Source organism: Desulfobacterales bacterium, assembly GCA_029211065.1.
Classification (GTDB): domain Bacteria; phylum Desulfobacterota; class Desulfobacteria; order Desulfobacterales; family JARGFK01; genus JARGFK01.
The window spans coordinates 48113-64278 of the sequence record JARGFK010000012.1 but is presented as its reverse complement, the minus strand read 5'-3'; the positions used below and the strand labels follow the sequence as shown (position 1 = coordinate 64278).

Annotated in this window: 15 protein-coding genes; all 15 read left to right on the top strand. The window is 49.2% G+C overall.

Annotated elements, in window-relative coordinates:
- Positions 1–267, top strand: a 267-nt coding sequence (locus P1P89_04550) for a transposase (protein ID MDF1590766.1), incomplete at its 5' end; no start/stop codon positions are given.
- A 321-nt stretch (positions 268–588) separates the two neighbouring features.
- Positions 589–2907 (top strand): LPS assembly protein LptD, encoded by a 2319-nt coding sequence (gene lptD / locus P1P89_04545; protein MDF1590765.1) that lies wholly within the window; start codon positions 589–591, stop codon positions 2905–2907.
- A 292-nt stretch (positions 2908–3199) separates the two neighbouring features.
- Positions 3200–4195 (top strand): GHMP kinase, encoded by a 996-nt coding sequence (locus P1P89_04540; protein MDF1590764.1) that lies wholly within the window; start codon positions 3200–3202, stop codon positions 4193–4195.
- 18 nt (positions 4196–4213) lie between these two features.
- Complete coding sequence (locus P1P89_04535; GenBank protein ID MDF1590763.1) at positions 4214–5353, top strand: NAD-dependent epimerase/dehydratase family protein; 1140 nt, start codon at positions 4214–4216, stop codon at positions 5351–5353.
- Positions 5350–6099: a nucleotidyltransferase family protein gene (locus P1P89_04530; GenBank protein ID MDF1590762.1), complete on the top strand. Its 750-nt coding sequence runs from the start codon at positions 5350–5352 to the stop codon at positions 6097–6099. Before P1P89_04535 ends, P1P89_04530 begins: the two co-directional genes overlap by 4 nt.
- Positions 6096–6668 (top strand): SIS domain-containing protein, encoded by a 573-nt coding sequence (locus tag P1P89_04525; GenBank protein MDF1590761.1) that lies wholly within the window; start codon positions 6096–6098, stop codon positions 6666–6668. The genes P1P89_04530 and P1P89_04525 overlap by 4 nt, the downstream gene beginning before the upstream one ends.
- A gap of 178 nt (positions 6669–6846) precedes the next feature.
- Positions 6847–7383 carry a UpxY family transcription antiterminator gene (locus tag P1P89_04520; GenBank protein MDF1590760.1) on the top strand — a complete coding sequence of 179 codons (537 nt, stop codon included), beginning with the start codon at positions 6847–6849 and terminating at the stop codon, positions 7381–7383.
- Positions 7380–7859: a universal stress protein gene (locus tag P1P89_04515; GenBank protein ID MDF1590759.1), complete on the top strand. Its 480-nt coding sequence runs from the start codon at positions 7380–7382 to the stop codon at positions 7857–7859. The genes P1P89_04520 and P1P89_04515 overlap by 4 nt, the downstream gene beginning before the upstream one ends.
- A gap of 220 nt (positions 7860–8079) precedes the next feature.
- Entirely contained in the window at positions 8080–8355 is a 276-nt protein-coding gene (locus P1P89_04510; GenBank protein MDF1590758.1) for an integration host factor subunit beta, read from the top strand.
- A 4-nt stretch (positions 8356–8359) separates the two neighbouring features.
- Entirely contained in the window at positions 8360–9418 is a 1059-nt protein-coding gene (locus tag P1P89_04505; protein ID MDF1590757.1) for a DNA polymerase III subunit delta', read from the top strand.
- Positions 9419–9507: 89 nt separating this feature from the next.
- Positions 9508–10311: a stage 0 sporulation family protein gene (locus P1P89_04500; GenBank protein MDF1590756.1), complete on the top strand. Its 804-nt coding sequence runs from the start codon at positions 9508–9510 to the stop codon at positions 10309–10311.
- A gap of 8 nt (positions 10312–10319) precedes the next feature.
- Positions 10320–12242, top strand: coding sequence for a methionine--tRNA ligase (gene metG / locus P1P89_04495; protein MDF1590755.1), 1923 nt, complete (start codon positions 10320–10322; stop codon positions 12240–12242).
- 66 nt (positions 12243–12308) lie between these two features.
- On the top strand, positions 12309–13688 hold the full coding sequence (locus tag P1P89_04490; GenBank protein ID MDF1590754.1) for a penicillin-binding transpeptidase domain-containing protein: 1380 nt from the start codon (positions 12309–12311) through the stop codon (positions 13686–13688).
- 45 nt (positions 13689–13733) lie between these two features.
- Positions 13734–14936 carry a DegT/DnrJ/EryC1/StrS family aminotransferase gene (locus tag P1P89_04485; GenBank protein ID MDF1590753.1) on the top strand — a complete coding sequence of 401 codons (1203 nt, stop codon included), beginning with the start codon at positions 13734–13736 and terminating at the stop codon, positions 14934–14936.
- A gap of 100 nt (positions 14937–15036) precedes the next feature.
- Positions 15037–16116 (top strand): iron-containing alcohol dehydrogenase family protein, encoded by a 1080-nt coding sequence (locus P1P89_04480; GenBank protein MDF1590752.1) that lies wholly within the window; start codon positions 15037–15039, stop codon positions 16114–16116.
- The last annotated feature ends 50 nt before the right edge of the window (positions 16117–16166 follow it).

Genomic DNA, 16166 nt, shown 5'->3' with positions numbered 1-16166 from the left:
GATGATTTTGGTGAAAATGCGGCCTGGTGGTGGATCATGATATTGGCGCTTAACCTCAATGCCATGATGAAAAGGCTGGCATTGGGAAAGTCCTGGGTATCCAAGCGAATGAAGGCCGTTCGGTTTTCTTTCATTAACCTGGCGGGTCGAGTCATCAAGCGTTCTCGCAGCTATATCATCCGGTTGACGAAGAATCATCCGTCGTTGGATTTATTGATTGAAGCCAGAAGAGCGATCATGCAGCTTCGACCGCTGCCGGCGGGATAGTCAAAGACAACCGCGCACATATGGTCAAAGCGGGTTTTGCTGGTGAAGTGCGCCTAAAAACTGGCTTTCGGGCGTGTTTGGTAGCGATTGGAAGAAAATGGATCGGGCCGGAGTGAAATTTTTGTTAAAAAAATCTCCGCCAATCTAAAATACGTCCGCGCTTAATATTAGGCGGTGGATTTAGGGATGACGAAAGCTTTTTTATTCATACAAAACGTGATACATTTTAATGGATGCCGATCTTATCCATTTTTCTAACCTTGAGCGACTTTTAGAATCAAAAGGGATTGAATGTGCCTGTCTAAGCCAAGACGCAACGGGGTGAGTGTTGCTGACAGATGGATCTGCTCCCGTCTTACCATTCAGCGCCCAAGGCCTCTTTTTGTCTCTTCTTTTGTTTTGCTGATCCTCTGTTTTTTTTTATTTTCCAACCCTGCCGTTGCCCAGACGCCGGACCTTTTTTTCAGGGATGATCCTGAAAAACCATGGCATATTACCGCAGATGAAATCAAGTACGACGAAAAAGACGACTTATATATTGCCCAAGGGTCTGTCGTCATTACAAAGGGTGAAAAAAAGATCACCGCAGATTCGGTTCGCTTCTACCATAAAGCCATGCAGGCCCATGCCGCCGGGAACGTGATCATTACCACCGGAGAAGACACCCTCAACGGCAATCGGGTGGAACTTGATTTAAAAACCGAGACCGGAACCATCCATGAAGGCTCGTTGTTTATAAAGGAAAATCATTTTTATATCCGCGGCGACAAAATTCAAAAGACCGGCGATTCCACCTATATTGCCGAAAATGTCAGCATTTCAACCTGCGACGGTCAATCGCCCGACTGGAAAATAACAGGGAGAAATCTTGAGGTCACCATCGAAGGCTATGGTACCGTAACCCATGCCGCCCTATGGGCCAAAAAATTGCCGGTGCTCTACACGCCTTACCTTTTTTTCCCGGTTAAGCTGAAACGCCAGTCAGGCCTTTTACCCCCCCAGATAGGGCTTTCAGACCGCAAGGGATTCGAATATATTCAGCCCTATTTTTGGGCTATATCCGACAGCACGGACGCTACTTTTTTTCTCCACCACATGGCAGAGCGCGGCGAAAAGATCGGCGCTGAATACCGCTATATTTTAAAAGATTTATCGAAAGGAACGGCCCGGTACGATTTTCATGATGACAGACGGATCGACGACGGCACCGCAGATTCAAGTAAGGACTGGGGCTATGAAGATGACGCGGTCCTGAGGCCCAATTCCGATCGGTACTGGTTTCGAATGAAAAACGACCAGAAATTGCCCTACAATTTTAATGCCAAGATCGATCTGGATGTTGTCAGCGACCAGGATTATCTGACGGAGTTTAAGACCGGATATACAGGGTTTGATGAAACCAGCGCCTATTATTTTGACACCTTTGGTAGGGGTCTTGACGATTACAATGATACCACCCGGGTAAACAGCCTCAACATCAACAGAATCTGGCCCAACTTCAGCCTGAATGCCGAAACCCGCTGGAATGACAACGTCGTTTACCGGCGTCAGGAAACATCGGATCCTACTTTGCAGCAGTTGCCTAGCATTGGTCTTTACGCATCCAAACAATCCATTGGAGAGGGGCCTTTTTTTTATGACATGAATACCTCCTATACGTATTTTTACCGGGAAGAAGGCACAAAGGGGCATCGCGGGGATATCTATCCACGCTTCTACCTGCCATATAAATTTAAAAATTACCTGGCCATCGAACCGTCCTTAGGCCTTCGCGCCACCACCTGGTATACGGACCCGGATGAAACCGACACTTGGAAAGGAGACCGTTTCGACCAACGCGGCCTGTATGATGTCACGCTGGACCTCTCTTCCGATTTAAATAAAGTTTTTGCAGTTAAATTTAGAGAAATCGATCGAATTAAACATGCCTTGCGGCCCCAAGTCGTCTATGAATACATCCCTCACGTAGACCAGGACCAGTTCCCCTCTTACGATTCAATTGACCAGATCGCTGAAAAAAACCTGCTGACCTATTCCCTGACAAACCTCTTTACCTCAAGGTCAAAAAAAACAATCGATCAGACCCAAACCGACCTTGAAAAACAAGACAGCGTCCCCTCCCCTTATCTCTACCATCAGTTCTCACGCTTGAAGCTGCAACAGAGTTATGATATCAACAAGGCCAATGACCATGAACCGGAACCTTTTTCGCCGATTTCAGGCGAGTTCGATTGGGTCTTAAGTAAATATTTTTCACTCCAGGCGGACGCCAGCTGGACCCAGTATAGGAGTGAATTCCTGACCCATAATATTGCCACAAGCTTTTCGGACTCCCGCGGCGACCGCCTGTTTGTGGAACACCGGTATGCCCAGGGGCAAAGTGAAACGATTTACACCGATTTACGGGTCAACCTGACCCATGGGTTTTCCGCCTATAGCGACTATGAACGCAACATTTTAGACGGTAAAAAGATTCAATCCAGCCTGGGGGTTATTTACACTGCCCAGTGCTGGTCTTTAAATGTCCGTTACACTGATCAGGAAGCTGACCGCAAATTTGAATTTATCATTTCCCTGCGCGGCTTGGGTGAGGCGGGCACCAGTATTGCGGGGCGTTCCATCGAGACGCCGTTTAAATAAGGATTATCTCCAGAGATTAGTTGATAATCCGGAGAGGGTTCAAGGGTTCAGGTGAAATGCAAATAAGCTGTTAAACTGAGAAGCCGGGAAGAAGGGTAATCTCAAAAGGAAACTCCCCGATATCATAGCATCCACACATCCAGCAAAACGTGGAGCGTTTCCGAACCTTGAACCCTCGACCCCTTGAATCCTGGACCCCTTCTCCTGCCTGATTGGGAGAAGAAACGAAATTATCTATACTGTTTTACATGATATTCATGCTCAATAAAGGTAAAGCTATCAGGAACCCAATATGATCATCGTCAGAACACCCCTTCGCATCAGCTTTGTCGGCGGCGGCTCGGACCTGAAAAATTTTTATGCCAATGCGGACGGCAAGGTCATTTGCACGGCCATCGACAAATTCGTATACGCCATCGTCAAGGAACGCTTCGACGATATGATCTACATCAACTATTCCAAAAAAGAAACGGTCGAGCACGTTCATGAAATTCAGCACGACCTGGTCCGGGAAGCCATGAAGATGACCGGCGTTGAAAGCGGTGTCGAAATCACGACGCTGGCGGATATCCCCTCCTCCGGCTCTGGGCTGGGCAGCTCGAGCTCCATTACCGTGGCCCTCCTGCACGCACTGTATACCTACCGGAACCAATTGGTTACGGCCGAGCAACTGGCCGCCGATGCCTGCCGCATCGAAATCGACATTATGGGGAAACCCATCGGGCGCCAGGACCAGTATGCCGCAGCCTATGGCGGTATCAACAAATTCACATTCTGCGCCAATGATATTACCCAAAGGGAACCCATCCAGATGACAGGCCCCATCAGAAGGAAATTTTCATCATCGCTGCTGCTTTACTACACCGGCATCACGCGCAGCGCCAACGAAATCCTCAGCATGCAAAAAACAAACCTGCTTTCAACCCAAACGTTTCAGACCATGCAACAGATGGTCTCTCTGGTGGACCCCTTTACGGACGCGATGCGTAAAGGCGACATTCTCGCCTGCGCCGAGTTGATGGATAAAAACTGGCAGATGAAGCAGAAAATGGCAGCGGGGATTTCCAATGACCGCATCGGCGAAATGTACCGCACTGCCAGGAAAGCCGGGGCGCTTGCCGGAAAAATCGCCGGCGCCGGCGGCGGCGGATTTTTGCTGCTGATCGTGCCCAGGGAAAAACAGAACGACGTGTTCGAAGCCTTAAAAAGCTACCGGGAGCTGCCCTTTATGTTTTCAGAAAGCGGAAGCAAAGTCATCTTTGATGAACGTTCCTATACCAGCAAGTAAGCCTTTGGGGGTGTTGACTTGAACATATTGGTAACAGGCGGCGCCGGCTTTATCGGCTCCCACACGGTGGATGCCCTGCTTCGGGCAGGCTTTAACGTCCGGATACTCGACAATCTCCAGAAAACGGTTCATCCCAAGGGTATCCCCGGCTATATAAATCCCCGGGCTGAATTCGTAAAAGGCGATGTCAGGGATAAAGGGGACTGGGAAAAGGTGCTGAACGGAATCGATGCGATTTATCATTTTGCGGCCTATCAGGACTACCTGACCGATTTTTCAACTTTTTTCCATGTAAATGCCGTTTCCACTGCGCTGCTGTATGAAATCCTCGTTGAAAAAAAAATAACCTCAAAGATACGCAAGGTCATTGTCGCCGCCAGCCAGGCGGTGATGGGCGAGGGCCGCTACCGCTGTCCGGCCTGCTTTGAAAAAGACCCGCAGTTCAGCTACCCTGCCATTCGGCTCGAGACCCAATTGTCCCAAGGGCAATGGGACCATCGCTGCCACCGATGCGGACAGATGCTGGACTGGCAGCCGTCGGATGAAACCGTCGTCAATCCGTGCAACCCGTACGCCATGTCCAAATACTCACAGGAACAGATTGCGCTTCAGCTGGGGAAACGATACGGTATCCCGTCGGTTGTCATGCGCTATTCCATTGTCCAGGGCCCCCGACAGTCATTTTACAATGCATATTCAGGCGCCATGCGGATTTTTGCCCTGTCGCTCTTCTTTGACCGCCGGCCGATTATTTTTGAAGACGGCAACCAGGTCAGGGATTTTGTCAACATCCAGGACGTCGTGGACGCCAACCTGCTGGTTTTGGAAAAAACTGAGGCGGACGGCCGGGTATTCAATGTCGGGGGAAATCATGCCTGGACCGTAAATGCATTCTATAGAACCATGCAGACAGTGGTGGGACGAAACATAGAGCCGCTCGAGTCCGGCTATTACCGATTCGGTGATACCCGCCATATTTTTTCCGACATATCCAGGCTCACATCCCTGGGCTGGGTCCCGTCCCGGGATATCCGCAACAGTATCGCCGACTACTGGGAATACCTCAACACCCACAAAGAGACGGATAACATCCTGGAATTTGCTGAGAAGCAGATGAAACAGCAACAGGTCATACGACAGACCCAAAAGGCCCCATGAAAGCTTTTTTGTTAGCGGCCGGTATCGGCTCACGGTTAAAGCCCTATACGGATACGATCCCCAAGTGCCTGATCCCCATCCACGGGAAACCGCTCCTGCACATCTGGCTGGAATTGCTGGCCCGGCATGGGATCAAAGACGTTCTGATAAATATTCATCACTACCCCGAAAAAGTTGATGAATTCATCACCGGCATCCAACCGACCCTGCCGATCAACATAACCCCTTTCCATGAACAGACCCTGCTGGGCAGCGCCGGCACCATTGCCGCCAACCAAGCGTTTGTGAATGATTGCGATGATTTTATGATCGCCTATGCCGACAATCTCACCTGCATCAACTTATCCAACATGATGGATTTTCATCACCGCATAAAGACAAAGGGAGGTTTTTTTACGATGGGCCTGTTCAAATCCGCCAACCCCAGGGAATGCGGTATTGCGGTGATGGATCCGGAAAATAAAATTGTCAAATTTATAGAAAAACCGCAAAATCCTTTGGGGAATCTCGCCAATGGTGGTATATACATCACCACCAGAGAAATTTTCAGCTTTATACCCAAACCGACGGGTGCACCCATTGATATGGGATTTGATGTAATCCCCGCGCTTATGGGAAAAATGTTCGGCTATGAAATTAAAGAATATTTAAGGGATATCGGCACACCGGCGTCTTACCAAGCGGCTTTAGATGAATGGCCCCAACGAGACCTTTTAAAAAGGCTCACGTGTAGTGAGGAAAAATGAATATTCATGCATTTGCAACCCAATATTTAAACGGATTAAAAGGGGTTCTGGACGGATTTGATCATGCCTGCTTTGAAAAGGTAGTCTCCTCCATCCTGGATGCCTATGAAAAGGAAAAATATATATTCGTGATGGGCAACGGCGGCAGCGGCGCCACCGCTTCCCATTTTGCCTGCGATATCAACAAGGGCTGCTGTATGGATCTTGACAAAAAATTCAAGATGTTTTGTCTCAACGACAATATCCCTACCCTGCTGGCCCTGGCCAACGACGTTTCATACGATGTTGTCTTTGAGGAGCAGTTAAAAAACTTTTTCCGTCCGGGGGATCTGACCATCGGTATTTCCGGCAGCGGCAATTCGGAAAATATCATTCGTGCCATAAAATACGCCAATTTAAACGGCGGCCAAACCATCGGCCTTTGCGGGTTTTCAGGGGGTCGGCTTTCAGAGATGGCGGACATTGCCTTTATTGCGAACGTTGACGATATGCAAAAAATTGAAGACGTTCATGTGATCGTGGTCCATATGATCATGCAGGCCGTTCACAAAGCATTACACGACCGATAGCTGATGGAGTTCCGTTTCCGAAAGCCCCTTCTTTTCGGTCGGCGAATACGGTCCCAAAAGTGGATTCCGTTAGAGCAGAACCGGCCGTTTGAAGAACCCTGCAGTCCCGCCTTGGCGGGACGGGGTATACGCCCGCTGTTGCGGTTCAATCGGTTTTAACGCGAATTGGAATAAGCAGATGAACATAAGTAAATTAGTCCCCAACTGGTATGTGCTCCACACCAAAAGCAGATTTGAAAATGTGGTAAATGAAGCGCTTCAGAAAAAATCGCTCGAGGTTTTTCTCCCCAAAATAAAAGTCCCCAGCAAAAGGCGTGACCGAAAATTGATGATCCTTGTGCCGCTTTTCCCGGGATACTTGTTTGTGAAATCAATCCTGCATCCCCAGGCCCACCTTGAAATCGTCAAAACAGCAGGGGCCGTTCGCCTGGTGGGCAGCAAGGACGGACCGGTCCCGGTCGCAATGGATACCATCGAATCATTAAAAATTATGGTGTCCAGCGGTCAACCCGTTGCAACCGGCAGCCGCTTCCAAAAGGGAGACAGGGTTATGGTTGTTGCCGGACCCTTTGCCGGGGTAAACGGCATTTTCGTCCGCTACCGGGGAAAAGAGCGTGTGGTGGTGTACATCGAAGCCCTCGGCCAGTATGCCCAGGTTGATGTTAACGCTGAAGATATTGAAATTATTCCAAAAATACTATCAAGGCAGAAATGACCGCCGTTGACGAAAACAAAAGCAGCGCCAAAAAATATAAAGTTCTGGTGGCTGTGGATTTTTCCCCATCCTCTGCACGCGCGTTAAGGATGGCAAAATCCATTATGGGGCAGAAGCCGGACCGGATTGTGGTAATCCATGTCATTGATCATAACTTTATTGAACGGTGCATCAGCAATCAGATCGGAACGGAAAGCCATATAAAAAAAACATTGTTTCTCCAGGCCAAAAAACAGCTTAAAGATTTTCTGCGCGAAGAAGGAATGATTGCCGAACCTGTCGAAGAAATAATATGTGAGGGAATCCCTTTTCTTGAAATCAATAAAAAGGCTGTTGAAATAGGCGCCGACATGGTCATCATGGGAAATCGGGGCAATTCCGGCGACATGCAAACGATTTTCTTCGGAAGTACGACTGAACGGGTTTTAAGATTTATGAGCCGTCCGGTATTATGTGTTCCCATAGCGGAAGATTGAAAACCCTATAATCCGTATCAAAACCTCAAATCAGGCTTGATCTCGCTTAAAAGCGGGACAACGCAGCTATCCGGTCGCAGAGGGGGTTTTAAAACGGATTCTAATGACATTGTAATAACAATCAGTTAGATATCATTTAGCTGTTGACTTCCGGTAAGGTTTTGTTTTATAAGAAGATTGTGAAATGGTTTTGGGCCGTTATTGCTTATAAGGAGGATGTATGAACAAATTGGAACTTATTTCCGCATTGAAAAATGAAGCGAATATTTCCAAATCAGAAGCGGCAAGGGTCGTTCAAATATTTTTCGATAACATGGCGGATGCCCTGGCCCAAGGAGAACGTGTGGAGATACGTGGACTGTGCAGTTTTTTTGTAAAAGAATACAAAAGTTATACCGGCCGGAATCCAAAAACTGGCGAAAAAGTCATTATCAAACCCAAAAAACTTCCGTTTTTCAAATCCGGTAAAGAACTGAAAGAACGGGTTGATTATTAAATTAGTGCCTGGATTCGAGTCAATAACCGGCCAGAAACAGCCCATCCGAATTTTAGCGACACTGTTGCGCAGGGGCATGATACCGCATGCCTTGCTTTTTTGCGGAATTGACGCCGCCGGCAAAAGGTCGGCTGCCGTGACGGTTGCCATGTCCTGCAACTGTCTCAACCGGCCCGTGCAAGCATCCCAGTCCGACCCCCCCCTTTCCGTTTCCGATGATGTGTCTTTCGATGACGTCAATCCCTGCGGAGACTGCATTAGCTGCCGGAAAATACTATCTGACAATCATCCCGATATTCTCAGCATTTCACCGTCAGGACCGATCATTCGCATCGCTCAGGTGCGGACACTTTGTGAATCGCTGTCCATGAAACCGTATGAGGCCAGACGGCGTTTCGTGATTATTTCGGATGCCCAGGCCATGAACCCTGAAGCGGGCAATGCCCTCCTCAAACTGTTGGAAGAACCCCCCGACCGGACCATTTTTATCTTACTGGCCCCCCAGACATCCGACCTGCTCCCGACAATTGCATCGCGCTGCCAGCATGTCCATTTTTATCCGGTTCCCGGAAAAGAGCTGCAAAAGCTGCTGATGGAAAAAGAAAACCTGCCGCCGAATGAGGCGGCGGTCATCGCTGTCCTGGCCAACGGGGATTATGCCAAAGCCCTTGCTTTAAGCAGGCCTTTTAAAGGAACCGACTGGCACCATTGGCGCCACTGGCTCCTGGATGCCAGTGGCCTGAAAAGACCGGCCGAACTATCGAAAAGACCGATCGGGCTTCAGCTGATGTTTGCCGAACAGCTGGCATCCAACAAAGAAATTCTATTGGACGCCCTGGAAGTCTTAAAAGCTTGGCTGCGGGATCTGGTAATTTATAAATTTTGTCCGGATAAAGTCATCAACACGGATCTTGTGGACACAATCCGGAATGCTTCACAAACGGAATCGGTATCAACCTTAATTCTAAAAATTGAAACCATCCAAACGGCACAGAAATCGATTCGGGGCAACAGCAATGCCCGCCTGACGCTGGAAGCCATGATGCTGAAAATGGCATGTTGAAAAAAATCATATATTAACTTATACTTGTAAATTATGGCGCGTCGGATCCGTTGGCTGCACCATATTTTATATAACCGAATGAAACTATTATGAAAAAAGTTGTTGGTATCCGATTTAAGCCCGCAGGCAAAGTATACGACTTTGATTGCGGCGCATTTGTCCTAAAGCGTGGCGATCATGTCATCGTAGAAACCGAGCAGGGGATTGGGTTTGGCACGGTTATAGTCTCACCGGTTTCCCGTGAGGAGAGCGCGTCCGGTCGGCCGCTGAAAAAAGTATTTCGCCTGGCCAATGAAAATGATTTCAGACAAATTCAAAAAAATCTGGGGACGGAAAAGCGTGCCCATGAATTCTGTGCACGGTCCATCAAGGAACTCAAACTCCACATGAACCTCTTTTCCGTCGAAATCACTTTCGACGGCAGTAAATTAACTTTCTTTTTTACGTCCGAAGGCCGGATCGATTTTCGACAGCTTGTCAAAAGGCTTGTCAAAGAGTTTGATGTCCGCGTGGAAATGCGTCAGGTGGGTATTCGCAATCAGGCCAAAATGTGCGGCGGGATCGGGAGATGCGGCCGTAAAATTTGCTGCTCGACCTTTATCGAAAAGTTTGACCCGGTTTCCATCCGAATGGCAAAAGAGCAGAGTCTTTCTCTGAACCCCACCAAGATCTCCGGTCAGTGCGGTCGCCTGATGTGCTGCCTGACATTTGAATACGACACGTATATGGCCCTAAAAGAAAAGTTTCCGAAACCAAACAAATCTGTAATCACCAAAAGCACGAAAGGCAAAGTGCTCCGTCACAACGTTATCTGTAACCGGCTGACGATTCGTGATGATGAAGGCCATGAGGTAGAAATCGGACTGGAAGATATCATCACGGTTGAAGATTAGGAGCTATCATGTCAGAGACATTTTACATAACAACCCCCATTTATTACGTTAATGCAAGACCCCATCTGGGGCATGCCTACACGACCATTGTGGCGGACGTTGCCGCCCGGTTTCATTCCATGACCCGTAAAGAAACTTTTTTTCTCACCGGTACGGATGAACATGGCGACAAGGTTGTCCGGGCCGCCAAGGCTGAAAACTTAAGCCCCAGGGTCTATGTCGATAAGATAAGCACGCTGTTCAAAGCGTTGTGGCCGGAACTCAATATCAGCAATAGTGCGTTCATTCGGACAACGGATCCCGCCCATATCGGCGTAGTGGAGAGGGTCCTCCAAAAGATTTATGATGCCGGTGATATTTATTTCAGTGAATATGAGGGGCTCTATTGCTTTGGCTGCGAACGGTTTTATACCGAGCGGGAACTGGTGGGCGGCAAGTGCCCCGATCACGAAACCGAACCGGAAGTTATCAAGGAATCCAATTATTTCTTTAAAATGAGCCGCTACCAGGACTGGCTCATCGAGCACATTACCCGAAATTCGGACTTTATCCGCCCGGAACGATACCGCAATGAGGTTCTTTCTTTTCTTAAGGAACCCCTTGAAGACCTCTGTATTTCGCGCCCCAAAACCCGTCTCGAATGGGGAATTACGCTCCCATTTGACAATAACTATGTTACCTATGTCTGGTTCGATGCCCTCCTCAATTACATTTCTGCGCTGGGATATCCCGACGGCGACCGCTACCAAAAATTCTGGCCGAACGCCCAGCACATTGTTGCCAAGGATATTTTAAAACCCCACGGCATTTACTGGCCCATCATGCTCAAGGCCGCCGGCATCCCTTTATACAAACATCTCAATGTGCATGGGTACTGGAATGTGGACCAGAGCAAGATGTCTAAATCCATCGGCAATGTGGTGGAGCCCCTCGAGCTTAAAAACGTATACGGGCTGGATGCATTTCGATTTTTCCTGATGCGTGAAATGGCTTTCGGGCTCGATTCCAGTTTCAATGAAGTGTCACTGATCAACCGCATCAATTCAGATTTGGCCAATGATTTGGGAAATCTTTTCAGCCGTGTCCTGGCAATGGCACATAAGTATTTCAACGGGGTGATCCCGGCGGTGGATCCCGAGGTCGAAAAGGAGTTCACCCTCGAGCTGGAACAGGACGCCATGAAGGCCATCGCGGCATACGAAAGGGATATGGAATCTTTTGCTTTCCATAAGGCCCTGGCAACCGTTTGGGAATTCATTAATCAGATGAACAAGTACATTGATGTCACCGCCCCCTGGGAGCTGGCAAAGAAGAAATCAAGTCTGAAACAGCTTGAGGCGGCCATCTATAATCTCCTGGAAGGGCTGCGGATAATTTCCGGACTGATTTACCCCATCATGCCCGGCACCGCCGAAACCATGCAAAAGCATTTGGGGTTGGAACCGGATCCTGCCGCTTTCAAACTGGATTATCTAAAAAGCTGGAAGTCGATTCAACCCGGGTTGAAACTCCCGAAATCAGTCACCCTTTTTCCCCGCATCGATCCGGAAAAACATCAAACCGGTGCTCAAACCGATGACGGGTCCGCCCAATTATCTGTTGCCATCAAACCCGAAATCAGCATAGAAGAGTTTCGCAAAGTCGACCTGCGGGTAGCGACCGTTTTACAGGCCGAACGGATTCCCCGGGCCAAAAAATTGTTGCGGATTGAAATTGACCTCGGCGAAAAAAGAACCATCATTGCCGGAATCGCTGAAAGCTATGAGCCCGAAGATTTGATAGGCAAACAGATCATTGTCGTTGCCAACTTGAAACCCGCAAAAATCATGGGGATACTATCCAATGGAATGTTGATTGCCGCATCTGAAAAAGGCAAAACAGTGGTCGCAACGCTGGACAAGAAAATAACACCGGGAACAGCCTTGAATTAACCCGAACCGTTGAATTTCTTTGCCGGCTTGCAAGCAATATGAACGGAAACTGCTATCGGATCTAATATGGAACCCATCAATCCGGAAAATACTCATTGGCGAAAATATCAGCTGCGCCTGCAAAGAACAAGCGCCCGAAAATCCCTTTGGAAGACCGCTGCCAAATACTTTTTGCTGTTTTTTTTATTTATTTTTTTTGTCTATGGAATTGACCGCAGGCTGGGCGACGCCACCAGTTTTTCGGACTTGAAAAATATTTCCTTTGGAACCAGGGATCCGGGTGCGTCAAACGATAATGAACCCCAGCAGCCGAGTAAAAATGAGCTGCGCGCGTTATTGGATGCAACCCGCTTTACCAATTTGACGGAAAAAAGTTTTGATTTCGTTCTCGACGGGAAAAAATTACAGGTTGAAACGAGCCTCGACATGTCGCTGCAACTGTTCCTTCAGGAACGATTGAATCCCGCCACGTCCCGTTATATCGGAATTGTCGTCATGGATCCCGCAACCGGAAAAATATTATCCATGGCGGGTTATGACAAGGATGCGCCGGACAGCAACCCCTGTATCGACAGCATATTCCCGGCAGCCAGCATATTCAAGATTATCACCGCGGCCGCGGCCATCGAAAAGCTGAATGTCGATCCGGCTTCAGAATTCACCTACAATGGCAGAAAGCATACGTTGTATAAATCGCAGCTGCGCGAAAAAACGAACAAGTACACCAACCGGATAACACTGATGGACTCATTCGCACAATCGGTCAATCCGGTCTTCGGCAAATTGGGAGCAAACTCCCTGGGCGGAACGGTTTTAGAGGAATACGCCGAGGCCTTCGGGTTCAACCATCCCATTGAATTCGAAATACCCGTTGTTGCCAGTACGGCCCATTTTTCAGATGAACCCTACCACTGGGCCGAAATTGCCAGCGGTTTCAATCGCAAGACAACCATGTCGCCGCTCCACGGCGCCATTCTCACGGCAGCGATTATCAATGGGGGCATATTGATGGAGCCCTCCATCGTTAATCAGATAACGGATGAGACCGGCACGATAATTTATCGCAGCCACCCCCAGGCCGTCAACCAGGCCATCACGCCCCAAGCTTCCGAAATGATGAACAGTCTGATGGAGGCGACCATAACATCGGGAACCGCCCAAAAGATTTTCAAAGGGCACCGCCGGGACCGCGTCCTGTCACGGCTTCATATGGGCGGCAAAACCGGCTCCATCGACAACAAAATCGGTGATGCCCGGTTTGACTGGTTCGTCGGATATGCGGAAGAGATAGCGGGGGATCAGAAAATTGTCATATCGGCGGTGGTCGCCCATGAAAAATATATCGGCATCCGCTCCGCCGAATATGCCCGTATGGCGATAAAACATTATTTCAAGGACTATTTCACTAAAGACAAAACTAAAACGGATCGTGAACATCGCTCGTAACAAGGTGATTTCCCATCCTTAACGCATTGACTGAGGAGAGAGGCTATGCCCGGTTTTGAATGGTTCGGCAGCGAAGAACGCAAAGAAGTTCAAGATGTACTGGATACCGGCGTGCTTTTCCGGTATGGGTTTGATCAGGCCCGTAAAGGACACTGGAAAGCAAAAACGTTTGAATCCGACCTGTCTAAACGGATCGGGTCCGCCCACTGCCACCTGTGCGCCAGCGGAACCGCCGCCGTCAACACCGCTTTGGCTTCCTGCGGTGTCGGGGCCGGCGATGAAGTTATCATCCCGCCCTTTACATTTATTGCATCCGTAGAGGCCGTCTTAACCGCCGGCGCGGTCCCTGTTTTTTCAGATATCGATGAAACCCTTTGTTTGGATCCGGATGCCCTGGAGGCGGCGTTGACCCCCCGCACCAAGGCGGTCATGCCGGTTCATATGTGCGGGGCCATGGCCCGCATCGACGAACTCAAATCTTTTTGTGATCGCAAAGGGTTGATCCTCATTGAAGATGCCTGTCAGTCCCTGGGCGCTCTATTCAATGGAAAAGCGGTGGGGACTTTCGGCCAGATGGGCTGCTTCTCCTTTGATCCCGTCAAAACCATTACCTGCGGCGAAGGCGGCGCCATTGTAACCGACAGCCCCGATCTTTATTCCATTGCTTCGGCATACGCCGACCATGGCCACGACCATGTCGGCAATGACCGGGGGATCGAAGGGCATCCGATCCTGGGAACCAATTTTCGCATCAGTGAACTGAACGCCGCCGTTGGCGTGGCCCAGCTGAGGAAACTGGACCGCATTCTGGAAAAACAACGCAGCAACAAAAAAGTTCTGAAAGACGCCATGGACGGCCTGCCGGGGGTCAGTTTTCGAAAACTTCCGGACAAAAGCGGTGATTCAGCCACATTCCTTTCTTTTTTTATGCCGGATAAAAACAAGGCGCGCTCCCTGATACGGGCGTTCTCGGCCGCCGGGATTGATTCCTGCTTCTACTGGTACGACAACAACTGGCATTACATTCGGAATTGGTCCCATTTTAAAAATTTGAGCGCCCCGGCGCCGCTCCCTCTTACGCTTCTGAAAAATTATCCGGATTATAACGCCATCGATATCGCCGCATCGGATGGGATTATGAGCAGGGCCATATCCATGCAAATCAAACTGTCCTGGTCTGAAGCGGATCTGAACGGACGCATCGAAAAACTGCAAAAGGTTTTCAAGGATTCAATGCTGTCGGCCTGAATAGGGGTTTAGCCTGCTAATTCTTTTCCGCCGGCTTCACGTCCGGGAACTTTCCGCCCGGTCGCATCAACCTGATTAACATCGAACAGAAGGAAAAAATATGTTTCGAAATTTTAAACTGGTACAAAATGTCGTTTTTGGCAGGGGATCTTTTACCCAACTTGAAGACATACTCCTCAATAAACATAAGAACACCCCAAGCGTTCATGTCTATATGGTGGATGGTGTGTTTCAAAACAGTGACTTCAGTCGGCGCATTCCGGCAAAAAATAAAGACCTGCTCCTGTGGGTGGATGTGGCGGATGAACCCAAAACCGTTTATGTGGACAGTTTAACAGAGCAGGTCAAGGATCGGTTGAAAAAAGCGCCCGGCGGCCTGCCGGCAAGTGTCATCGGAATCGGCGGCGGCAGCACAATGGATCTTGCCAAAGCGGTCTCTTTGATGCTGACCAACCCCGGTTCTTCCGCTGATTATCAGGGCTGGGACCTTATTAAAAACCCGGCCGTCTATCATGTTGCCGTGCCGACGCTGTCAGGAACCGGCGCCGAGGTTTCCCGGACCACCGTATTGACCGGACCCATAAAAAAACTAGGGATCAACTCGGATTATACCGTCTTCGATCAGATCGTTCTCGATCCCGAACTCGTCGCCGGTGTGCCGATTCAGCAGCGGTTCTATACCGGCATGGACTGCTATGTTCATTGCGTCGAATCTTTGACCGGAACTTACCTTAACGCCTTTAGCCAGGCGTACGGCGAAAAAGCGATGGATCTTTGCCGGGAAGTTTTTCTGACCCCGGGGCCGGACAGCGATGACAAGCTCATGATGGCTTCCTATTTCGGCGGCATGAGCATCGCCTATTCACAGGTCGGTATCTGTCATGCCCTTTGCTACGGACTTTCATACGTGCTCGGTGTACACCACGGCATCGGCAACTGCATCGTGTTCGACCGTCTTGGGGAATATTACCCCCAGGGTGTCCGGGAATTTCGCGAAATGATGGATAAAAACAGCATCGAGCTGCCCCGCGGGCTGGTCGCCGGCGTTGATGGCGCAGGCCTGGAGAAAATGGTCGATATCGCCCTGACGCTGGCGCCCCTGTGGGAAAACGCACTGGGACCCGACTGGAAAAATATAATGACACGCGACAAGATCAGATCGCTTTATCTGCAGATGTAAATACAGAGTCCTGATCAGAGGGCCAGGCTTTGGTTATCCCCAAAGGGGAT